The organism is Alcanivorax sp. IL2, from assembly GCF_047495475.1.
Classification (GTDB): Bacteria; Pseudomonadota; Gammaproteobacteria; order Pseudomonadales; family Alcanivoracaceae; genus Alcanivorax.
This window is the reverse complement of the sequence record NZ_CP179932.1, coordinates 320,957-341,269: the sequence shown is the minus strand read 5'-3', so window position 1 is coordinate 341,269 and position 20,313 is coordinate 320,957. Positions and strand designations below refer to the sequence as shown.

Sequence of the window (20,313 nt, the reverse complement as noted above, 5' to 3'; positions counted from 1 at the left end):
TTCGTTTTTGACGAATGGGCGCCGTTGCTCTTTCTGTGTCAGCCCTGCGAGCCTCGCGGTCATGCCGCTGCAGCGCCCCTCACTGGGCTGACGTTATCGGGATGTTGCCGGCGCCGTCGCAGAGACGACGCCGGCAGTGATGTCGTTGTTAAAGCGCCTTGGCCAGGTCTGCAGCCTTGTCGGTTTTCTCCCAGCTGAAACCTTCGCGGCCGAAGTGGCCGTAGCTGGCAGTGGGCCGGTAGATCGGCTTGCGCAGGTCGAGCATTTCGATGATGCCCCGCGGGCGAAGATCGAAATGTTCGCGGACCAGATCGACAATCGCGTTGTCGCTGATTTTGCCGGTGCCGAAAGTGTTGACGGAGATGGAAGTGGGCTCGGCCACGCCAATGGCATAGCTCACCTGGATCTCGCACTTGCTGGCCAGGCCAGCGGCAACGATGTTCTTGGCGACATAGCGACCGGCGTAGGCCGCTGAGCGGTCTACCTTGGACGGGTCCTTGCCGGAGAAGGCGCCACCACCATGGCGGGCCATGCCGCCATAGGTATCCACGATGATTTTACGACCGGTCAGGCCGCAGTCACCCATGGGACCGCCGATCACGAAAATCCCGGTGGGGTTCACGTGGTACAGGGTGTCCTTGTGCAGCCACTCCTCTGGCAGCACCGGCTTGATGATTTCTTCCATCACCGCTTCACGCAGGTCCGCCAGCTTGATTTCCGGCGCGTGCTGGGTGGACAGCACCACCGCATCCACGGCCACCGGTTTGCCGTTGTCGTAGCGCAGGGTGACCTGGCTTTTCGCATCCGGGCGTAGCCACGGCAGGGTGCCGTTCTTGCGCAGTTCAGCCTGACGCTCCACCAGACGGTGGGAGTAATAAATCGGCGCCGGCATCAGGGTGTCGGTTTCGTCGGTGGCAAAACCGAACATCAGGCCCTGGTCGCCGGCGCCCATTTCCTTGTCTTCGGCCTCGTCGACACCGATGGCGATATCCGCGGACTGTTTGCCGATGCCGTTGAGTACTGCACAGCTGGCGCCGTCGAAACCCTTGTCGGAGCTGTCATAGCCGATGTCCAGAATGACCTGGCGAACGATGTCCTCCAGTTCCACATAGGTGCTGGTGCGGACTTCACCGGCGACGATGGCCATACCGGTTTTCACCATGGTTTCCACCGCCACCCGTGCATGGGGGTCATCCTTGATGATGGCATCCAGAACGGCGTCCGAGATCTGATCGGCCATTTTATCCGGGTGGCCTTCGGATACAGATTCGGAGGTAAAGATGGAATATTCACTCATTACTGGAGTGCTCCCGTTATTCAAGTGTGCGTTACGTTGCCTTCAACAGGCGCCAAAAACTTTCAACTCTTCCTGAAGGTGCGTACCTGCACCTGAAAACCATTGCGCAGGGCCAGAAATTGGCTTTCCTGCAACTCAAGACCGGCACGGCCGGCCCAGTCCACCAGATCGGCTTCTTCGAAGCCAAGCCAGAAATCACCACAGGCCTCATGGGCCCAGTGCTGATCGTGCCGACACAGGTCGGTGATCAGCAGGGTGCCGCCAGCATTCAATTGCCGGGCCGCCGCACCAATGGCGCTGGCGGGGGCGGGCAAATGATGCAGCACCATGTTCAGCACCACAGCATCGACTGTGGGCAGGGTGGTGGCGCTGGCCGGCCATTCCCCCAGTATCAGTTCCACATTTTGCCGTTTGGCGACAGCCAGGCTCTGGCGGGCCCGTTCCAGCATGGCCTCGGCATTGTCCAGGCCCTGCACGGTATCGAAACGGGCGGCCAGCTCGAGCAGGAACTGGCCATCTCCGGGGCCGATTTCCAGGGCGCTCTTGTTCTCTGGGCCCTCCGGGCAGGCCCGGGTGAGAAGCTCCAGGGCCTGCTCGGCGTACTGGCCGTAGTCGGCAATCAGCTCCTGCTGGTCGTCCAGTTCCGCATGGCGGGCAAAAAAGGCCCGGCTTTGCGCCGCCCGCTGGCTTTGTACCTGCTCCAGTCGCTCGGCAACACCGGCATCCAGGTGGCCATCATCCAGCTCATCCAGCAAGGCGCCGTGAAGTGCACCCTCCACGCTGTCCGCCTGGGGCAGGCGCCGGCGGTAGAAGATCGAGTTGCCTTCCCGCCGTTTCTCTACCAGTCCGCCCTGGGCCAGTACCTTCAGGTGGTGGCTCATGCCGGACTGTTTCATGGCCATGATGTCGCACAGCTCCAGCACCCCGAAGCTGTTCTGGCCCAGCACCTGCAGCACCTGCAAACGTAACGGGTCGCCAGCGGCCTTGAGGAAGCCCGCCAGATGATCGGTGATCTCCGGTGCGTCGGGTGCTTGTGCATTCATAGGGACGGATTCTAGCGTAATGAACAGCTAAATCAAAATAAATTGATATAGGTTTTTGCGGGCACCGGCAAGGCATCGGGCTGGCGGGGGGAGGGATATGTCGCCGATGCCGTCATGGCCGCCTTTCAGTGGTTTGCGGACTGCCTTCTGGCTTGCAGCTTGCGGCTTGTAGCGATTACCCCCATGAGGGACAATAGCGCCCCTTTTCAGCCACCAGCCAGTTTGGAGCCCTGCATGTCCAGTGCCCCCGCCCGCCGTGAACTCGCCAACGCTATCCGTGCCCTGAGTATGGATGCGGTACAGAAAGCCAATTCCGGGCACCCCGGTGCGCCCATGGGAATGGCCGATATCGCCGAGGTACTCTGGCGCGGCTTCCTCAAGCACAACCCGCAGGATCCCACCTGGCCCGACCGGGATCGCTTCGTGCTGTCCAATGGTCACGGCTCCATGCTGCTTTACAGCCTGCTGCATCTGAGCGGCTACGGCGTCAGCCTGGACGACATCAAGAACTTCCGTCAGCTGGGCAGCCCCACTGCCGGCCACCCGGAATACGGCGACGCCCCGGGCATCGAAACCACCACCGGTCCGCTGGGCCAGGGTATTGCCAATGCGGTGGGCATGGCGCTGGCGGAAAAGATGCTGGCGGGTCAGTTCAATCGTGAAGGGCACGCCATCGTCGATCATTACACCTACTGCTTCCTGGGTGATGGCTGCATGATGGAAGGTATCTCCCACGAAGCCTGCTCCCTGGCCGGCACCCTGGGCCTGGGCAAGCTGGTAGCCTTCTATGACGACAACGGCATTTCCATTGATGGTGAGGTGGAAGGCTGGTTCACCGATGACACCGTGGAACGTTTCCGTGCCTACGGCTGGCAGGTGATCCCCAATGTGGATGGCCACAATGCCGAAGAGGTGCAGGTGGCCATCGAGAATGCCCGCGCCAATACCGATCAACCCACCCTGGTCTGCTGCAAGACCGTTATCGGTTTCGGCAGCCCCAACAAGCAGGGCAAGGAAGAATCCCACGGTGCCGCCCTGGGTGAAGATGAAATTGCCCTGACCCGGGAATCGCTGGGCTGGAAGCACGGTCCCTTCGAGATTCCCGCCGAGATCAAGCAGGCCTGGGATGGTAGCGAAAAGGGTGCCTCCGCCCAGAGTGACTGGCAGCAGCGTTTCGATGCCTATAAAGCGGCCTACCCGGAACTGGCGGCGGACTTCCTGCGTCGCCAGGCCGGTGAACTGCCCGCCAACTTCCTGGAGCAGGCGGATGCCTACATCCGCGAGTGCCAGGAGAAAGGTGACAAGGTTGCCACTCGCAAGGCCAGCCAGAACACCCTGGATGCCTTCGGCCCGTTGCTGCCGGAACTGGCCGGCGGCTCCGCCGACCTGGCCGGCTCCAACAACACCATCTGGAAAGGCTGCAAGTCGGTCACCGCCGATGATGCCAGCGGCAACTACATCCATTACGGGGTGCGTGAATTCGCCATGACCGCGATCCAGAATGGTCTGTGTCTGCACGGTGGTCTGCGTCCCTACGGCGGCACCTTCCTGGTGTTCATGGAATACGCCCGCAACGCGGTGCGCATGGCGGCGCTGATGCACCAGCCCAACATTCTGGTCTACACCCATGACTCCATCGGTCTGGGTGAAGACGGCCCGACCCACCAGCCCATCGAACAAATGGCCAACCTGCGCCTGACGCCGAACATGCGTACCTGGCGCCCCTGTGACACGGTGGAATCCGCCGTGGCCTGGAAGAAAGCCATTGTCCGTCAGGACGGTCCCTCCGCGCTGATCTTCTCCCGTCAGGGGCTGCCCTGCATGGAGCGTGGCGACGCGCAGCTGGTCGATGCCGAGAAAGGTGGCTACACCCTGCTGCAGACCGGTGAAGGCACACCGGACGCCATCATTATCGCCACCGGCTCTGAAGTGGAGCTGGCGGTGACGGCGGCCAAAGCACTCACCAGCAAGAATGTGCGCGTGGTGTCCATGCCCTGCGTGGAAGAGTTCCTGGCCCAGGACCGTGAGTACCAGGAAAGCGTGCTGCCCTCCGGTGTGCGTGCCCGGGTAGCGGTGGAAGCGGCCATCGCCGATTACTGGTACCGCTTCGTGGGCCTGGACGGCAAGATCGTGGGCATGAACAGTTTCGGCGCCTCCGCCCCGGCTGGCGATCTGTTCAAGCACTTCAATATCACTGCCGAGGCAGTGCAGCAGGCCGTGGAGAGCCTGCTCTAAGTGAAAGTCGCGATTAACGGCTATGGCCGTATCGGGCGTTCCTTTGTCCGTGCCCTGGCCGAGCGCGAAGGCGCCGGCTGGCAGGCACCGTTTACCCTGGCGGCGATCAATGACAAGGGTCGCCCGGAAGACCTGCTTTACCTGACCCGCTATGACACCACCCATGGTCGTCTGGCGGAGCCGGCGGAGCTGATTGAAGGCATGCTGCGTATCGGTAACCAGGCGCCCCGGCTACTGGAACAGCCGAAGCCGGAGCAGTTGCCCTGGGCCGAGATGGGTGTGGATCTGGTGCTGGAATGCTCTGGCCATTTTCGTAGCCACGCGGGCGCCTCACGGCATCTGACTGCCGGTGCCAAACGGGTCATCATCGGGGCGGTGCCATTTGATCAGGCCGACCAGATCGTGGTGTATGGCGTGAACCATGAGGGTGTGCGCGACGACAGTAAGGTATTGTCGGCGGCCTCCTGTACCACCCATTGCATTGCGCCGCTGCTGACCCGGCTGGATCAGGCCTACGGCATCCGCCAGGTGCTGATGAAGGAGATCCACTCCTACACCTCGGACCAGACCCTGCTGGACCATGTCCATCGGGATCCGCGCCGGGGCCGGGCCGGGGCACAGAACATCGTGCCGACCACCAGTAGTGCGATTGGGGCGGTACAACAGGTGTTGCCGCAACTGGCGGGCAAGATAAGCGGTCATTCCATCCGTGTGCCCACCCTGAATGTGGCCATGGTGGAGCTGACCCTGCTGCTGGAGCGTACCCCGGATAGTGACAGCCTGAACCAGTGGCTGCAGCAGCAATCGAAAGAAGCCGGCGCGCTGATTGGGTACAATGATGCGCCGCTGGTGAGCGTGGATTTCAACCACCGGCCGGAATCTGCCATCGTCGATGCCACCCAGACCCGGGTGCAGGGCGAGATGGTGCAGGTGGTGGCCTGGTACGACAACGAATGGGGCTATGCGAACCGACTGCTCGACTGGGTGGCGACGCTGGCTGAATCACATAAAGCTTGAATGAATGGATGCACCCGAGCGGGTGGCCGTGAATGAGGTAAGTACGACATGAACTTCAAACGCATGACCGACCTGGATCTGGCAGGCAAGCGTGTTCTTATCCGTGAAGACCTGAACGTGCCGGTGAAAGACGGCAAGGTCACCAGCGATGCGCGTATCCGCGCCTCCCTGCCCACCATCGAGCACGCTCTCAAGGCTGGTGCCAGGGTAATGCTCATGTCCCACCTGGGCCGCCCCACCGAAGGCGAGTATGCCGAGGAATTTTCTCTGCAGCCGGTGGCCGATCATCTGGGCAAGCTGCTGGATCGCGACGTGCCGCTGGTAAAAGAGTGGCTGGACGGTGTGGATGTGGCAGAAGGCCAGGTGGTGTTGTGCGAGAACGTGCGCTTTAACAAGGGCGAGAAAAAAGACGACGAGGCACTGTCACAAAAGATGGCTGCCCTGTGTGATATCTATGTCATGGATGCCTTCGGTACGGCGCATCGGGCCCAGGCGTCGACCCATGGTGTGGGCAAGTTTGCTCCGGTAGCCTGTGCCGGGCCGCTGCTGGCCAATGAGCTGGATGCCCTGGGCAAGGCGCTGAATGCACCGGAAAAACCGCTGGTGGCGATTGTTGGCGGCTCCAAGGTATCCACCAAGCTGGAAGTGCTGGAGTCCCTGTCCGATGTGGTCGATCAGTTGGTAGTAGGTGGTGGCATCGCCAATACTTTCCTGGCGGCGGCCGGCCACCCGGTGGGCAAGTCTCTTTATGAGAAAGACCTGATTCCGGCGGCGCAGAAAATTGCCGAGAAGGTGCATATCCCGATCCCGGTGGATGTGGTTACCGCCAAGGAATTTGCCGAATCCGCTGAAGCGACTGCCAAGAAAGTGGCCGATGTGGCCGACGACGACCTGATTCTGGATATCGGCCCGCAGACCGCCCACATCGTCGCGGCGCTGATGAAGGAAGCCAAAACCATTATCTGGAATGGCCCGTTGGGTGTGTTTGAGTTCGACCAGTTCGGCGAAGGCACCAAGGAAATGGCGGAAGCCATTGCCGATTCCGATGCCTTCTCCATTGCCGGCGGCGGTGACACCCTGGCAGCGGTGGACAAGTACGGTATTACCGATCGCATCAGCTATATCTCAACCGGTGGCGGTGCCTTCCTGGAATTTGTGGAAGGCAAGGTGTTGCCGGCGGTAGCCATGCTGGAAGCGCGGGCGAAAGACTGAAGAGAGGTTGCTACGGCGGCCTTTGCAATGACTGAACAGGAAACGGGCAGCATCGCTGCCCACGGAACCGAAGGGGAAACACAATGGCACTCGTAAGCATGCGACAGTTGCTGGATCACGCCGCCGAATATGGCTATGGCGTACCGGCCTTTAACGTCAATAACGTGGAACAGATGCGCGCCATCATGGAAGCCGCGGACCAGACCAATTCCCCGGTGATTGTGCAGGCTTCCGCCGGCGCCCGGAAATATGCCGGCGCCCCTTTCCTGCGTCACCTGATTCTGGCGGCCACCGAAGAGTTTCCGCATATCCCGGTGGTAATGCACCAGGATCACGGCACCAGCCCCTCCGTGTGCCAGCGTTCCATCCAGCTGGGGTTCTCCTCGGTGATGATGGATGGCTCCCTGGGCGAAGATGGCAAGACGCCGATGGATTATGACTACAACGTGCGCGTGACCCAGGACGCGGTGGCCATGGCTCACGCCTGCGGTGTCTCCGTGGAAGGCGAGCTGGGTTGCCTGGGTTCCCTGGAAACCGGCCAGGCCGGTGAAGAAGACGGTATCGGTGCCGAAGGGACCCTGAGCCACGATCAGATGTTGACCGACCCGGAAGAAGCGGCGGACTTCGTCAAGCAAACCAAGGTGGATGCCCTGGCGATCGCCATCGGTACCAGCCATGGTGCGTACAAGTTCACCCGTCCGCCCACCGGCGACATTCTGGCCATCGAACAGATCAAGGCCATTCACAAGCGTATCCCGGATACCCACCTGGTAATGCACGGCTCCTCCTCCGTGCCGCAGGACTGGCTGGCCATCATCAACGAGTATGGCGGCGAGATTGCGGAGACCTACGGGGTGCCGGTGGAAGAGATTCAGGAAGGCATCAAGCACGGCGTGCGCAAGGTGAACATCGATACCGATCTGCGCCTGGCGTCTACCGGTGCGATTCGTCGTTTCCTGGCCCATAACCCGGCTGAATTCGACCCGCGCAAATACCTGAAAGAATCCATCACCGCCATGCGTGATATCTGTATTGACCGTTACGAAGCCTTTGGCACCGCCGGCAATGCGGACAAGATCAAACCGATCAGCCTGGAAAGCATGTTCATGCGCTACGAAGCCGGCGAGCTGGATCCGCGCGTCAAGTAATCCAGTGCGGCAAAACAGCACCGGTATAACAACAAGGCCCCGCAATGCGGGGCCTTGTTGTGTCTGGCGCGGTTATTTCTGACGGGAGGCTTGGATCCTGACATCGTCAGCGCCGCTGAGGATCAGTTGCCCGTCCTCACTGAGATCGGCCTGGTTCACTGCGTCCAGGGCATCCAGAAACTGCTGCTCCAGTTTCATCAGCGGTTGTGGGCAGGCCATCATGGTGACGCCACCGGTCTTCACCGTGAAATTGTCATCCTCCAGCGTATAGCTGGCCATGTAGTTGTTGCAGGCGGCTTTGCCAGCCAGGCGGCCGGGTTCGTGGAAGTTCAGGGTGACCAGTGCGTCGCCCACCTCGGAACCATTGACGGTGTTGACTTGCCAGGCGCTGCCCTGAAGTTGCTCGGTGGTTACCATGGCAGTGGTTCCTGCGGGATGGTTGCTACAGGCGGCCAGAGCCATGGCGGCGCCTGCCAGCAGGGAAAGTTTTAGTGGTTGCATATCGGGTCCTTCTTGATGACGCGGTATTGGGTGCGTAATTAGTCCCCGATAGGGTGCAATAGTTTCCCTTGGTAGGCTAACCCTGATCGTTGACCGGGTTAACCGGCTCAAGGTGAGTCAGGGGCTGGTCCGGTTTAGGGTAGCTCCAGCGTGCCTGACGGTGGGTCAGGTGATAGCTGTCCAGGCCGGAAAGGGCCACAGTCCCTGCCTTCTCGATATCCACATAACCGTCACTGCCCAGGGCATAGCCGGGTAACTGGATATGCTCGATGGCGCCAATCACCATCACGGTGTCGTTGATCTGCAGGGTGTGGGTTTCCAGCAGCACCATGCCCAGGCGGATGCGTGCCTGCTCCACAAACGGCGCCGGGAAATCAGGCAGGTAAGCCGGGGTCAGGCCGGTGGCCGTGAACTCGGACACCTCACGCGGGTAGCGGGCGGCGGTCTGGTGGGCGGCAGGGACCATATCGCCATGCACCTGGTTGAGTGTATAGAAGCCGGTTTCCATCAGGTATTCCAGGCTGTGCCGGTCCACGGAGTGGGGGCGAATGATCATGCCGACCAGGGCCGGGTCGGCGCCCAGATGGAAACAGGAGCTGACCATGGACAGGTTCTCCTGGCCATTGCTGGCACGGGTGCCCAGCAGGTTGGCGCTCTTGAAGCCGGACAGGCTGTTGATCAGGTTGACCCGTTGTTGGCGTGGCAGGTCCTTGAGAGTATCGGCGGTCAGGTGCATGGTGTGCGTCCTCCTGGCGCCGTATTATCAGAAGCTGCCGTGAGTAAACCGTGGAGACCCGTTACCGGCTATGGCAAATCCTTTCGACCGTGAACATATTGTTCAGCAGTGGCAGCCGCTCAACTGGGAAGCCTTTGACCCGCTCAGTGAATCCACCCGGCGCTACGTCGCCTACTATGGCCTGAATTTCGCAGAGCATCTGCCGAACCTGGAGCATGGGTTCGGCTATTTCGAGGCGGCCGGTCACCAGTTGTCGGTGCATGCCTGGCGTCCCAAGGAGCCGCGCGGCACCGTGCTGGTTTGCCACGGTTACTTCGACCATGTGGGGCTGTATCGCCATATCATTGGTCATGTGCTGGAACTGGGCTATGCGGTGCTGGCCTACGATCTGCCCGGCCACGGTCTCAGTTCCGGGCCCCAGGCGGTGATCGATGATTTTCGTACCTACCGGGATGTGCTCGAGCAATGCCTGTCGCTGGCGGATAACCACTTTCCCGGGCCCTGGCATGTGATTGCCCAGAGTACCGGCGGCGCTATCGTGATGGACTATCTGTTAAGCCGCGGTGACGGCGATGCCAACCCCTTTGAGCATGTGATCCTGCTGGCACCACTGGTACGACCGTTCAAATGGTCGTCAGCGCGCTGGTTACATACGTTTATCCGTCCCTTTGCGCGCAGCATCAAACGGGTTTTCACCATCAACTCCAATGACCCGGACTTTCTGGATTTTCTTGAAAATCAGGATCCGCTCCAGGCGCGCCGGATGTCCGCAGTCTGGGTATCCGCATTGAAAAAATGGCTGCCGGGTTTTGAGAAAGCATCACGAATTAAGGTGTCGCCGGTGGTGATACAGGGCGACATGGATGAAACCGTCGACTGGCGTTATAACTTGAAGGTGATTCAGGAAAAATTCCAGGATCCGCATATCCATATGCTGCCAGGAGCGCGCCATCAGCTGGTGAACGAGGATGAGGGGTTTCGCCGGAAAATTTTCGCGATTATCGATCAATATCTCGACTGATTATCGATTTTACGCTTTGTTACTTGAGCTGCGGGGCAAATTTCCCGATGGTAGCGTCACATATTGGCAATATGCCTTTTGAATGTTGTTTCAAGGAGACAAAGCATGGATAAGAAATGGATGCTGGCAATGACCGCCGGTGCTGCAATGATGAGCCAGGTAGCGGTAGCCGACCTGAACGCGGGTATCAACGCTGCTGTTAACGCCGAAGCGGATGCCAAAGCCACTGAGCAGTCTGTCCGTGATCAGCGTGATGCTGGTAAAGCCAAGGCCGAACAAATGAAGGAAGAGGCCAAGGCTCGCAAAGAGGCCATGAAAGAGAAGGCTGAAGCGAAGAAAGAAGAAGCCAAGGCCAAGAAAGAAGCCATGAAGGAAGAGGCTGAAGCGAAGAAAGAAGCGGCCAAAGAGCGTGCAGAAGCAGAGCGCGAAGCCGCAGAAGATCGCATGGAAGCAGAGCGTGAAGCTGCTGAAGATATGAAGGAATCCGCCAAGGCTAACGCTGAAGCTGACGTTAATGCCAGTGCCGAAGTCAATGCCAATGGTGCCAAGGCTGACGCCAATGTGAATGCCAATGCCAAAGAGAACGCCAGCGAAAAAGCCTGGTTCAACTTCTGGGATTAAGTCATTCGCTTTGCGAAAAAAAGGGCCGCAATTTGCGGCCCTTTTTTATTGCGTGAATTACAGCATTTAATACTGATTGACGCTGCCGTTCTCGCCTACCAGAACCACATCCGCAGGGCGTTTGGCAAACAGCCCATTGGTCACTACGCCGACAATATTATTGATCTTCTCTTCCATCTCGATGGGATTGAGAATATCCAGATTGTGCACGTCCAGAATGATGTTGCCGTTGTCGGTAACAAAGTCTTCCCGGTATTCCGGCTGGCCGCCCAGAGCGACCAGCTTGCGCGCCACATGAGAGCGCGCCATGGGAATCACTTCCACCGGTAGCGGGAATTTCCCCAACCGTTTTACCTGTTTGGACCCATCAACAATACAGACGAACTGTCGGGCCACGGCGGCGACAATTTTTTCGCGAGTCAATGCGCCGCCACCGCCCTTGATCATTTCCCGGTGGCCGTTTACTTCATCAGCGCCGTCCACATACACCGGCAGGCTGTCCACGTCATTCAGTGACAGCACCGCAATGCCATGACTCTTGAGTCGGTCTGCGGTGGCATCGGAGCTGGCTACGGCACCCTTGATGCGGTCTTTCAGGGTGGCCAGGCCGTCAATGAAGAAGTTGGCGGTGGAGCCGGTCCCCACGCCGATGACTTCGCCTTCCTGTACAAAGCGGAGCGCCGCCTCGGCGACCTGTTTTTTCAGCGCATCCTGGTCCATGAAATTGTCCTGTCGTGCGGGTGAAAGAAATGTGCGGGAATTATAGGGCAGGCGTGGCAATGACTCGACCCTGGAGAGTCCCTGACCTATCGCATTTATCCCGGCCAGCCCCTAGACTAGTCCCTTCTGCGCACCAAACACCAACCCGGAACTCCCCATGCTGGATAAATACGTCAAACGGATACTGCAATCCCGCGTCTACGACGTGGCGGTGGAAACCCCCATCCATGCGGCGCCGTTGATTTCCAAGCGTATTGGCAACCGGGTGCTGCTCAAGCGGGAAGACCTGCAGCCGGTGTTTTCCTTCAAGCTGCGCGGCGCCTATAACAAGCTTTGTCAGCTCAACGATGAGCAGCTTCAGCGCGGGGTCATCTGTGCCTCCGCCGGCAACCATGCTCAGGGTCTGGCGCTGGCGGCCAGTTCCATGGGTATCAAGGCCACCATTGTGATGCCGCGAACCACACCGGACATCAAGGTGAACTCGGTGCGCAATCATGGTGGCAAGGCGGTGCTCTACGGCGACAGTTTTGATGAGGCGCTCGCTCATGCCCGCAAGCTGGAAGCGCGCGACAACCTGACCTTTGTACACCCCTATGACGACCCGGACGTGATTGCCGGGCAGGGCACGATTGGCATGGAAATCCTCCGTCAGCAAAGCCGTGACCTGGATGCCATTTTTATTCCCGTGGGTGGCGGGGGGCTGGCCGCTGGCGTGGCGGCTTATGTGAAATATGTGCGCCCGGATGTGAAAATCATCGCGGTAGAGCCGGAAGATGCCGCCTGCCTGAAGGTGGCGCTGGAGAAAAATCGCCGTGTCATCCTGCCTGAGGTGGGATTGTTTGCCGATGGCGTGGCGGTGAAACAGATTGGCAAGGAAACCTTCAAGATCCTTCGTCATCACGTGGACGAGGTGATTACCGCCACCACCGACGAAATCTGCGCGGCCATCAAGGATGCCTTTGAGGATACCCGGGCCATCTGTGAGCCGGCCGGCGCCCTGGCGCTGGCCGGCCTGAAGAACTGGGTGGCCAAGCATCAGGTGGAGAACCAGACCCTGGTGGCGATCCAGAGTGGCGCCAATGTGAACTTCGACCGCCTGCGCCATGTGTCCGAGCGGGCGGAGCTGGGTGAACAGCGCGAGGCGATCCTGGCGGTGACCATTCCCGAGCGCCCCGGTGCGTTTCGTGCCTTCTGCCAGGCCCTGGGTCGGCGTGGCATTACCGAGTTCAATTACCGTTACAGCGATGACCGGGATGCCAATATCTTTGTGGGCATCCAGTTGCGACCGGGCGGTGAGGCGCTTCAAGCCTTGATGGCCGAACTGGAAGAGCGTGGTTATCCGGTGGTGGATATGAGCGGCAACGAAATGGCCAAGCTGCATATCCGCCATATGGTTGGGGGGCACGCGCCACGCCAGGACATGCAGGAAAGGCTGTTCCGGGTGGAGTTTCCCGAACGCCCCGGCGCCCTGATGAAGTTTCTCCAGTCCCTGGGGGAGAAGTGGAATATCAGCCTGTTCCACTACCGTAACCATGGCGCCGCCTATGGCCGGGTACTGGTGGGCTTTCAGGTGGAGGCCGGAAAACATTCCCGGTTGCTGGCGGATCTGAAAAAGGTGCCTTATCCCATGGTGGAGGAAAGCGACAACCCGGCCTATCGCCTGTTTCTGGACTAACACTGAACTAAATAGCGGTGGCTCGGTCACTCCATGGCGACTTTACTGAAAGGCTAGAGGTGAAATAGTTGGCACAATCACTATTTGCGGTTAAAGCGGGTGTTTTTAGCCAGTTAATGGGCCTTTTTGTTAAGAAACGTCAGCAAAGCCAGCTAAGTGCTTGACTTTACATTGCGAAATGATCAAATTTTGACCCGGTTGGCATTTTACATTTTGTAATAGGTTTAAGGTGACACTCTTGTTACGACTTCCGGGTCACTTTGAATATTGCTGTACCGCTTTTTGGGGATAGAGAAAATGAAGAAGAAGCCGGACGCCCTGGTGCTACTGGCTGTGATATTCGGGTTGGGCGTGCTGATCAGCAGCCTGACCTACGGCGGCAACGAAAACGATTACCAACGCTACGCAGATAGCGCCGGCGTTGTTGTCAGTCACATCCAGTAGTAACAGTCAGATCTACCGGCTGGTCCCATGGGGCCGCCGGTAGCGTTCCCTCGCCTACCCTCTGAAAATCATAACCCACGGCCACCAGCCTGGGACGCCTTGGTCTGCGCGCCAGCTCGGCCAGCGTGCGGTCGTAATACCCTCCCCCCATACCCAGCCGATAGCCGCGGGCGTCAAACGCCACCGCCGGCAGCAGAATCACATCCAGTGCCCAGAGTGCCCGGCCCCGGTAGTAGTGTGCCGGCTCGGCGATGCCGTAATTGTTGGGGCGCATGGGGTGGTGGCGTTGCCAGAGGCGAAACTGCAGATGGCCACGGCGGATCGGGTCCAGGCGGGGCAGGTAGGTAGTGGCAAGCTGGAAGCGGTTGTGCTCGAGTCCGGGTAGCAGATCGAGCTCGCCGTCGTTAGCCAGATACAGAGCCAGGTGGCGGGCAGGGCGATGGCCCAGTGCCTGGTCCAGCCGACGGCCGAAACGATGGCTGGCCCGGCGGCGTTGCCCGGGCGTCAGTGAACGGCGTTGCTGTCGGAACTGGCGGCGCAGTTGCCGCCGCAAGGCTGCGGTCATGAGCGGGCCAGAATAAGCTTGAGTCGTCCATTCTGAAATCAACGACTCAAGAGAAATAAGAAAGGGTGCTTCCCGGTCCGCCGCTGCGGGTTTGACCCTTGAACCGTAGGTTCAAGGTGGAGGCAGCAGCCCCACCCTCAGGCTTTCCGCTCAATAGGCGGACATGCACACAGGCAGGGCAATGTTTGCCCCCGGGTATTACATTATCGGCTCGGGGACATGACCCTCTGGCGAACGGGCCAGGAAGCACTCGGGTGCAGTATAACAGTGGTGCCGGGGACAGGTCAGGACTTGACAGGAAAGTGATTTCGTTGGCCTTTACTCGGAGTCGCTGTAGGAGTTCCCTTCCAGGGGACGAACCACGCGTCAGCGTGGAAATCGCCCGCAGGGCGATCAGGGATTATCCCGCTCGACAGGTCTTTCAAGAAAGCAATGCGAGCGACCCAGCCCTTACCTTCGCTTGGGCTCGGATTCGCACCTCGAGAGGTGTTATTCGCTTCGCTCACCCTTCGGGCCAGCCTGCGGCTGTTACCTTCGCTACGCTCGGTTCCTACGGCGGCGTTGTAGAGACGGAGAATTAAAGCTTCCGGCGGGCGTCTTCGAAGGCCTGGATTTCGTCTTCCAGGCGAGTGAGCAGGGCCTGGACGCGGGCTTCGCTTTCGGAGTCTTCGGACACCGCCTTGCGGGCGTTGAGCAGTTCGTGGCTCATGTTCAGGGCGGTCATGATGGCGATACGCTCCAGACCGATCACGTTGGCATCGCGAACTTCACGCAATTGCTTGTCCAGATAGCGAGCGGCGGCCAGCAGGTTGTCCTGTTCACCGGCCGGGCAGGCGACGCGATACTCCTTGTCCAGTAGATGAATTACCAGGGAGTTTTCGTTAGACATGGCCGAGGGCACCGCATTGGCTGTGGATCAGTGTCAGGCAGGATGTCACGCTCAGGACTCCTGCTCCAGGGATTTCAGACGCGAAATAATGGCTTCGACTTTGCTACGAGCCACATCGTTTTTTTTCAGCAGTTGGGCCCGTTCTTCCACCAGCTTTGCCTCGCGTTCATGCAAGGACTGGTTTTCCTGACGCAGGCGCGCACTGATGCGCAGCAGGTCATCGACGCGGGCTTCCAGTTGCCGTAGTTGTTGTTCCGTCGTCATGGCAAAATGTACGCTGTTCGCCTAAGGTGTGGACCTTTCTCGGCCCGGCGTTCCCGTAGAGCCTGTTTAATGGCCCTCACCCTGCCGGTATTTTCCGGCAATGGCATTCCCACCCGGATTACAGGTTGTTTCAACTATAGGTGTGGGGTTTGCAAGGGTCAACGAAATTCAATACTGGTAGCCACTTAGCGCACATTATTCACGGGCTGCCTGAGAACCTTTACGGCGTCCGGAAAAGGCCGAGATAACCTTCCAATTCCCGCAAAACGGATCGAGTCATGTCCAACCCGATTGATTTTGAAGTCCTGGCCCAGGGCCTGGCTGCCGCCGGTGTGGCCCATTCCCCCAGTGAACTGCAGGGCCTGATGGCGGGGCTGCTTGCCACTGGCCATGGTGGTCACGATGAAGAAGTGATGGGTGTACTGGCGGCCCATACGGATATTGATGGTGGCTTTGACGGCGCCCTCTCGGAGGCGCTGCTTTCATTGCGTGACCAGCTCCATGAAGGGTTCCAGGGTACCGGTCTCGAGCTGGCGCTGCTGCTGCCCGGCGATGAAGAGGAGCTGGGCCTGCGCGTGGCGGCAGTGGCCCAGTGGTGCGAAGGCTTTCTGGTCGGGTTCGGTACCGGATCGGCCAATACCCATGACAAGGACCTGTCGCCGGGCATCCAGGAAGCCCTGTCCGACCTGGCAGCGATCAGCCAGGTGGCTACGCCGGACGATGACGGGGACGAACAGGAAGACATGTTCGAGCAGGTGGCCGAGCACTGCCGGATGGCGGCCCTGATGATTTACACTGAGCTGGTCATGCGCCATCAGGACAAACCGGCACCCGCGCCGCAGACGCCGCCGACCCGCCACTGATTTCGCTGCGATCGCTTCAGCATTAAGGAGAGCACTTGAGTATCAATCGCCAGGAATTCGCCCGTCGTCGCCAGGAGTTGATGGGCATCATGGGGCCCAACAGCATTGCCATCCTGCCGGCTGCCCCGGAACGCACCCGTAATCGGGATGTGGAATACCCCTACCGGCAGAACAGCGATTTCTGGTACCTCACCGGCTTTGCCGAACCGGAAGCGATTATGGTGCTGTTGCCCGGCCGCGAGCATGGCGAGTATGTGCTGTTCTGCCGCGAGCGCGATCGTGCCATGGAAATCTGGAACGGCTACCGGGCCGGGCCGGATGGTGCCGTGGCAGACTTTGATGCGGACGACGCCTTCCCCATTGGTGATATCGACGAGATCCTGCCGGGTCTGATCGAAGGGCGCGAGCGGGTCTATTACGACCTGGGCCACGATGCGGAATTCGACCGCCGCCTGATGGGCTGGGTCAACAGTATCCGTGAGCGGGTCCGTTCCGGGGCCCAGCCGCCGGGAGAGTTCGTTGCCCTGGCGCATCACCTGCACGATATGCGCCTGTTCAAGAGCGCCGCCGAAATCAAATTGATGCGCCGCGCCGCCAGCATTTCTGCCGGCGCCCATGTGCGCGCCATGCAGTCGGTCAAGCCGGGCATGATGGAATATCAGCTGGAAGCGGAATACATCCACGAATTCATGCGCAACGGCTCACGCAGCCCCGCCTACCCGAGTATCGTCGGCGGCGGTGCCAACAGCTGCATCCTCCACTACATCGAAAACAGCCAGAAACTGAAGGATGGCGACCTGGTGCTGGTGGATGCCGGTTGCGAGCTGGAGCACTACGCTTCGGATATCACTCGCACTTTCCCGGTGAACGGCACATTCAGCAAAGCCCAGCAGGCCCTCTACGAACTGGTGCTGGCCAGTCAGCACGCTGCCATCGACGCCACCCATCCGGACAACCACTGGAACGTGCCCCACGAAAAAGTGGTGCACATCCTCACCCAGGGGCTGCTGGACCTGGGCCTGCTCAAGGGTGAGTTCAACGAGCTGGTGGAAACCGAAGGCTATCGGCGTTTCTTCATGCACCGCACCGGCCACTGGCTGGGGCTGGATGTGCATGATGTGGGCGACTACCGGGTACAGGATCAGTGGCGGCAGCTGGAGCCCGGCATGGCGCTGACCGTGGAGCCGGGGCTCTATGTGGCACCGGACGATGACAGCGTGGACGAGCAGTGGCGCGGCATCGGTATCCGTATCGAGGATGATGTGGTGGTGACCAAAGACGGCTGTGATGTGCTTAGCCATGAGGTGCCCAAGGAAGTGGCGGACATCGAAGCGGTGATGAAAAAAGCAGTTAACAGTTAATAGTGAATAGTTAACAGCGAAAACCGGTACTACAGCTCACCCTCTATAATGGTTTCGGGAAAACCTGGATGACGGAACAGAGGCAAGATTCCATTCTTATTGTCGGCGGTGGCATGGCCGGGGCGCTGCTGGCGTTGTTGTTGCGGCATCACGGTGCCGCTGGGGTGACGCTGGTGGAAAGCCACCCGCTGACCCTGCCCGATGAACCGCCGCTGACGCCCAGTTTTGATGCGCGCAGCACCGCCCTGTCCGCCGGTACCCTGTCGGTACTGGATGAGCTGGGGCTGGGTGACGCCATTCGCGAGCACGCCGCCCATATTGATACCGTGCATGTGTCCCGTCGCTCACGGCTGGGCATTACCCGCCTGCGCGCCAGCGAAGAAGGGGTGCCGGCCCTGGGGGCGGTGGTGGAAAACCGCTGGCTGGGTTTTGTGTTGTTGCGGGCCCTGTACGCGGATGCCGCCATTGAGGTGCTGGCCCCGGAACGGCTCAGCGCCATCCGCCGTCTCGAAGACGGTTATCAGGCCACCCTGGAATCCGGTCGCACCCTGACCACGCCGTTACTGATTGCCGCCGATGGTGCCGGGTCACGCACCCGGGGATGGATGGGAGTGAGCGCCCGGGACAGTGATACCGGCCACGATGCCATGATCGCCAATCTGTCACTGGCCAGTGACCACCAGGGCATTGCCTACGAGCGTTTTCTCAACGATGGGCCGTTGGCGTTGTTGCCACTGCCGGACCGTCGTTTTGCCCTGGTCTGGACTGGCCCCCGTGAGCAGGTGGATGCCTGGATGGCCATGGAAACCGGTGCTTTGCTGGCGCAGTTGCAGCAGCAATGCCCGGCAGAGGCGCCGCGGATTACCGGTATCGGCGAACGCCAGCGTTACCCGCTGGTGCTCACCCATGCCTGTGCCCAGGCGGTGCCCTACGGTGTGGTGGTGGGCAATGCTGCCCACACCCTGCACCCGGTGGCGGGGCAGGGCTTCAACCTGACCGTCCGCGATCTGCTTCAGCTGGCACGCACCGTGGGTGAGGCGTCGGCACCTGGGGCATTATCCCTGTTGCAGCAATACGTGCAGCGCCGGGAGCAGGACCAGGCCCTGATCAGCCAGGCGTCTCGCTGGGTGCCCGAAGTGTTCCGGGTCCAGCAACCGTTGTTTGCTCACAGCCGGCAGCTGGGGCTGGTCGCCATGGATATTCTGCCCGGCCTGCGGCAGGGGTTTGCCCGGCGGGCTATGGGGCTTTGAAAGGGCAGTTAACAGTTAATAGTGAATAGTTAACAGCGAAACCATGCTACGAAGCTGCTGTAGGCACGGAGCGTAGCGGCGTTCCTACATATCAACAGCGAGCATCGACCTTTGAAGAATGCGGCCATGACAGAACAGCCTGATTGCCAACACATCGTCATCGTCGGCGGTGGTATGACCGGGGGTTTGCTGGCGGTGTTGCTGGCGGAGCAGGGGCTGGATGTGACGGTGCTGGACGGGGCGCCCGCACCGGTGATGCCGTCGGGCCCGGCGCAGTTGCGGGTATCCACGCTCACCGAGGCCAGCTACTGGCTGCTGCAGAACAGCGGTGTCTGGGAGCATCTGGACATGAGTCGGGTGCAGCCCTACGACGCCATGCAGGTGTGGGATCAGGATGGCACCGGCGAAGTGCTGTTCCGCGCTGAAGAGGTGGGCGCGCCGTCCCTGGGCTGGCTATTGGAAAACGGTCACCTGGCGGCGGCGCTGTACCGGCGGGCGGCGGACTTTGCCAATCTGGACTGGCGCTGCAATGCAGCGGTGGATAGCGCCCGCCGTGAGCAGGGTGGCTGGCAGGTGCGCGCCGGAGACCAGTGCTGGCAGGCGGATCTGTTGGTGGGGGCCGATGGCGCCCGCTCCCGGGTGCGGGACTGGGCCGGCATCAGTGGCGGAGCCCGTGACAGTGGTCATCATGCCCTGGTGGCCACCATCGCCACGGCCTTGCCCCATGGTGCCTGCGCCCGTCAGGTGTTCATGGAATCCGGGCCGCTGGCGTTGCTGCCGCTTTACAGTGACCCGCAGCAGGGTGAGCAGCGGCAGTGTTCCATTGTCTGGTCCGGCTGGCCGCAGCGAATTGCGGGGCTGCGTGATCAGCCGCCGGCGGAGTTTGCCGCCGAACTGCAAGCGGCCGTTGGCGATGCGCTCGGCGACGTCACCTTGCTCAGCGAGCGGGCGGTCTTTCCCATTCAGGAGCGCCACGCCAGCAGTTATGTGGCGGCGGGCCTGGCGCTGGTGGGCGATGCTGCCCACGTGATTCATCCGTTGGCGGGGCAGGGGGTCAATCTGGGCCTGCTGGACGCGGCGGTGCTGGCGGAAGAGGTGGAGCGAGCTGTTGGCTGCGGGCGTTCCTGTGCGGACAGTACCGCCCTGGCCCGATACCAGCGTCGGCGCCGCGGTGAGAACCTGCTCATGCAGAATGCCATGCGCGGCTTTCAGCACTTGTTTGGCCAGCGCGCCCTGCCGGTGCGCTGGCTGCGCAACACTGGCATGCGCTGGGTCAATCAGGGCGGGCCGCTCAAGCGCCTGTTTGCCAGCCAGGCCATGGGCCGTGGTGCGGATTTGCCGGCGCGCGCACGGCCGCAATCTCAGGGTCTGTAAGGCACGCAAATCAGGCTAGAGCTTGGCATGAAATCCTGCCATACTTGTGCCTCAATTAAGAATCATTCTTGTTTCCT

At 60.4% G+C, this 20,313-nt stretch carries 20 protein-coding genes, 1 other RNA gene and 1 riboswitch; of the genes, 12 read left to right on the top strand and 9 right to left on the bottom strand.

Annotated features, from left to right (window positions below):
- Window positions 1–9 precede the first annotated feature (9 nt).
- A riboswitch (S-adenosyl-L-homocysteine riboswitch) is annotated at window positions 10–87 on the bottom strand.
- Window positions 88–148: 61 nt separating this feature from the next.
- Together metK and ACMG4N_RS01530 are read right to left on the bottom strand one after the other, a co-directional pair.
- The gene (gene metK / locus ACMG4N_RS01535; RefSeq protein ID WP_272962534.1) at window positions 149–1,297 is read right to left on the bottom strand and encodes a methionine adenosyltransferase; all 1,149 of its coding nucleotides are present in this window, start codon (window positions 1,295–1,297) and stop codon (window positions 149–151) included.
- A gap of 62 nt (window positions 1,298–1,359) precedes the next feature.
- Window positions 1,360–2,340 (bottom strand): ArsR/SmtB family transcription factor, encoded by a 981-nt coding sequence (locus tag ACMG4N_RS01530; protein ID WP_297765609.1) that lies wholly within the window; start codon window positions 2,338–2,340, stop codon window positions 1,360–1,362.
- 234 nt (window positions 2,341–2,574) lie between these two features.
- On the opposite strand from ACMG4N_RS01530, the gene tkt reads away from it, so the two are divergent.
- The 4 genes from tkt (at window position 2,575) to fba (ending at window position 7,952) form a co-directional block, all read left to right on the top strand.
- Window positions 2,575–4,575, top strand: coding sequence for a transketolase (gene tkt / locus ACMG4N_RS01525; protein WP_414432661.1), 2,001 nt, complete (start codon window positions 2,575–2,577; stop codon window positions 4,573–4,575).
- Window positions 4,576–5,592, top strand: coding sequence for a type I glyceraldehyde-3-phosphate dehydrogenase (locus tag ACMG4N_RS01520; RefSeq protein ID WP_414432660.1), 1,017 nt, complete (start codon window positions 4,576–4,578; stop codon window positions 5,590–5,592).
- Window positions 5,593–5,640: 48 nt separating this feature from the next.
- Window positions 5,641–6,804 carry a phosphoglycerate kinase gene (locus tag ACMG4N_RS01515; protein ID WP_335626192.1) on the top strand — a complete coding sequence of 388 codons (1,164 nt, stop codon included), beginning with the start codon at window positions 5,641–5,643 and terminating at the stop codon, window positions 6,802–6,804.
- 83 nt (window positions 6,805–6,887) lie between these two features.
- A complete protein-coding gene (fba, locus tag ACMG4N_RS01510; protein WP_277672658.1) occupies window positions 6,888–7,952 on the top strand; it encodes a class II fructose-bisphosphate aldolase in 1,065 nt (354 codons plus the stop codon).
- A gap of 72 nt (window positions 7,953–8,024) precedes the next feature.
- On the opposite strand, the gene ACMG4N_RS01505 is transcribed toward fba, so the two are convergent.
- Both ACMG4N_RS01505 and ACMG4N_RS01500 read right to left on the bottom strand, forming a co-directional pair.
- Window positions 8,025–8,453 carry an META domain-containing protein gene (locus ACMG4N_RS01505; protein WP_414432659.1) on the bottom strand — a complete coding sequence of 143 codons (429 nt, stop codon included), beginning with the start codon at window positions 8,451–8,453 and terminating at the stop codon, window positions 8,025–8,027.
- A gap of 76 nt (window positions 8,454–8,529) precedes the next feature.
- The gene (locus ACMG4N_RS01500; RefSeq protein WP_335626195.1) at window positions 8,530–9,189 is read right to left on the bottom strand and encodes a flavin reductase family protein; all 660 of its coding nucleotides are present in this window, start codon (window positions 9,187–9,189) and stop codon (window positions 8,530–8,532) included.
- Window positions 9,190–9,259: 70 nt separating this feature from the next.
- Here ACMG4N_RS01500 and ACMG4N_RS01495 point away from each other — a divergent pair, with 70 nt between their 5' ends.
- On the top strand, window positions 9,260–10,210 hold the full coding sequence (locus ACMG4N_RS01495; RefSeq protein WP_414432657.1) for an alpha/beta hydrolase: 951 nt from the start codon (window positions 9,260–9,262) through the stop codon (window positions 10,208–10,210).
- Between the two features lie 105 nt (window positions 10,211–10,315).
- Window positions 10,316–10,831: a hypothetical protein gene (locus ACMG4N_RS01490; protein WP_335626197.1), complete on the top strand. Its 516-nt coding sequence runs from the start codon at window positions 10,316–10,318 to the stop codon at window positions 10,829–10,831.
- A 66-nt stretch (window positions 10,832–10,897) separates the two neighbouring features.
- On the opposite strand, the gene rpiA is transcribed toward ACMG4N_RS01490, so the two are convergent.
- A complete protein-coding gene (rpiA, locus tag ACMG4N_RS01485) occupies window positions 10,898–11,551 on the bottom strand; it encodes a ribose-5-phosphate isomerase RpiA (RefSeq protein ID WP_414432656.1) in 654 nt (217 codons plus the stop codon).
- A gap of 157 nt (window positions 11,552–11,708) precedes the next feature.
- Here rpiA and ilvA point away from each other — a divergent pair, with 157 nt between their 5' ends.
- Together ilvA and ACMG4N_RS01475 are read left to right on the top strand one after the other, a co-directional pair.
- A complete protein-coding gene (ilvA, locus tag ACMG4N_RS01480; RefSeq protein WP_335626199.1) occupies window positions 11,709–13,226 on the top strand; it encodes a threonine ammonia-lyase, biosynthetic in 1,518 nt (505 codons plus the stop codon).
- Between the two features lie 297 nt (window positions 13,227–13,523).
- Entirely contained in the window at window positions 13,524–13,670 is a 147-nt protein-coding gene (locus ACMG4N_RS01475) for a hypothetical protein (protein ID WP_156964847.1), read from the top strand.
- Here ACMG4N_RS01475 and ACMG4N_RS01470 read toward each other — a convergent pair.
- The 4 genes from ACMG4N_RS01470 to ACMG4N_RS01455 all read right to left on the bottom strand — a co-directional run bounded on the left by ACMG4N_RS01470 (window position 13,654) and on the right by ACMG4N_RS01455 (window position 15,388).
- Entirely contained in the window at window positions 13,654–14,235 is a 582-nt protein-coding gene (locus ACMG4N_RS01470; RefSeq protein WP_414432655.1) for a 5-formyltetrahydrofolate cyclo-ligase, read from the bottom strand. The genes ACMG4N_RS01475 and ACMG4N_RS01470 overlap by 17 nt on opposite strands.
- A 65-nt stretch (window positions 14,236–14,300) precedes the next feature.
- Window positions 14,301–14,484, bottom strand: a non-coding RNA gene (ssrS, locus tag ACMG4N_RS01465) — 6S RNA.
- Between the two features lie 328 nt (window positions 14,485–14,812).
- The gene (locus ACMG4N_RS01460) at window positions 14,813–15,124 is read right to left on the bottom strand and encodes a cell division protein ZapA (protein WP_035246081.1); all 312 of its coding nucleotides are present in this window, start codon (window positions 15,122–15,124) and stop codon (window positions 14,813–14,815) included.
- Between the two features lie 51 nt (window positions 15,125–15,175).
- Window positions 15,176–15,388, bottom strand: a complete 213-nt coding sequence (locus tag ACMG4N_RS01455; RefSeq protein ID WP_335626201.1) for a TIGR02449 family protein — start codon at window positions 15,386–15,388, stop codon at window positions 15,176–15,178.
- A 278-nt stretch (window positions 15,389–15,666) separates the two neighbouring features.
- Between ACMG4N_RS01455 and ACMG4N_RS01450 the strand changes: the two genes are divergently transcribed.
- The 4 genes from ACMG4N_RS01450 (at window position 15,667) to ACMG4N_RS01435 (ending at window position 20,236) form a co-directional block, all read left to right on the top strand.
- Window positions 15,667–16,251, top strand: a complete 585-nt coding sequence (locus ACMG4N_RS01450; protein WP_335626202.1) for a UPF0149 family protein — start codon at window positions 15,667–15,669, stop codon at window positions 16,249–16,251.
- Window positions 16,252–16,286: 35 nt separating this feature from the next.
- Entirely contained in the window at window positions 16,287–17,612 is a 1,326-nt protein-coding gene (gene pepP / locus ACMG4N_RS01445) for a Xaa-Pro aminopeptidase (protein ID WP_335626203.1), read from the top strand.
- A 68-nt stretch (window positions 17,613–17,680) separates the two neighbouring features.
- Window positions 17,681–18,862: an FAD-dependent monooxygenase gene (locus tag ACMG4N_RS01440; protein WP_414432654.1), complete on the top strand. Its 1,182-nt coding sequence runs from the start codon at window positions 17,681–17,683 to the stop codon at window positions 18,860–18,862.
- A gap of 126 nt (window positions 18,863–18,988) precedes the next feature.
- Window positions 18,989–20,236, top strand: coding sequence for an FAD-dependent monooxygenase (locus ACMG4N_RS01435; protein WP_414432653.1), 1,248 nt, complete (start codon window positions 18,989–18,991; stop codon window positions 20,234–20,236).
- The last annotated feature ends 77 nt before the right edge of the window (window positions 20,237–20,313 follow it).

What these genes read in the sequence shown, in the direction of transcription:
- ACMG4N_RS01440 (WP_414432654.1), top strand. Translation starts at nt 17,681, where the DNA reads ATGACGGAACAGAGGCAAGATTCCATTCTTATTGTCGGCGGTGGCATG.
- fba (WP_277672658.1), top strand. Translation starts at nt 6,888, where the DNA reads ATGGCACTCGTAAGCATGCGACAGTTGCTGGATCACGCCGCCGAATAT.
- ilvA (WP_335626199.1), top strand. Translation starts at nt 11,709, where the DNA reads ATGCTGGATAAATACGTCAAACGGATACTGCAATCCCGCGTCTACGAC.
- ACMG4N_RS01450 (WP_335626202.1), top strand. Translation starts at nt 15,667, where the DNA reads ATGTCCAACCCGATTGATTTTGAAGTCCTGGCCCAGGGCCTGGCTGCC.
- ACMG4N_RS01455 (WP_335626201.1), bottom strand. Translation starts at nt 15,388, where the DNA reads ATGACGACGGAACAACAACTACGGCAACTGGAAGCCCGCGTCGATGAC.
- ACMG4N_RS01515 (WP_335626192.1), top strand. Translation starts at nt 5,641, where the DNA reads ATGAACTTCAAACGCATGACCGACCTGGATCTGGCAGGCAAGCGTGTT.
- ACMG4N_RS01500 (WP_335626195.1), bottom strand. Translation starts at nt 9,189, where the DNA reads ATGCACCTGACCGCCGATACTCTCAAGGACCTGCCACGCCAACAACGG.
- ACMG4N_RS01490 (WP_335626197.1), top strand. Translation starts at nt 10,316, where the DNA reads ATGGATAAGAAATGGATGCTGGCAATGACCGCCGGTGCTGCAATGATG.
- ACMG4N_RS01460 (WP_035246081.1), bottom strand. Translation starts at nt 15,124, where the DNA reads ATGTCTAACGAAAACTCCCTGGTAATTCATCTACTGGACAAGGAGTAT.
- metK (WP_272962534.1), bottom strand. Translation starts at nt 1,297, where the DNA reads ATGAGTGAATATTCCATCTTTACCTCCGAATCTGTATCCGAAGGCCAC.
- ACMG4N_RS01495 (WP_414432657.1), top strand. Translation starts at nt 9,260, where the DNA reads ATGGCAAATCCTTTCGACCGTGAACATATTGTTCAGCAGTGGCAGCCG.
- ACMG4N_RS01435 (WP_414432653.1), top strand. Translation starts at nt 18,989, where the DNA reads ATGACAGAACAGCCTGATTGCCAACACATCGTCATCGTCGGCGGTGGT.
- ACMG4N_RS01530 (WP_297765609.1), bottom strand. Translation starts at nt 2,340, where the DNA reads ATGAATGCACAAGCACCCGACGCACCGGAGATCACCGATCATCTGGCG.
- tkt (WP_414432661.1), top strand. Translation starts at nt 2,575, where the DNA reads ATGTCCAGTGCCCCCGCCCGCCGTGAACTCGCCAACGCTATCCGTGCC.
- ACMG4N_RS01505 (WP_414432659.1), bottom strand. Translation starts at nt 8,453, where the DNA reads ATGCAACCACTAAAACTTTCCCTGCTGGCAGGCGCCGCCATGGCTCTG.
- ACMG4N_RS01470 (WP_414432655.1), bottom strand. Translation starts at nt 14,235, where the DNA reads ATGACCGCAGCCTTGCGGCGGCAACTGCGCCGCCAGTTCCGACAGCAA.
- rpiA (WP_414432656.1), bottom strand. Translation starts at nt 11,551, where the DNA reads ATGGACCAGGATGCGCTGAAAAAACAGGTCGCCGAGGCGGCGCTCCGC.
- ACMG4N_RS01475 (WP_156964847.1), top strand. Translation starts at nt 13,524, where the DNA reads ATGAAGAAGAAGCCGGACGCCCTGGTGCTACTGGCTGTGATATTCGGG.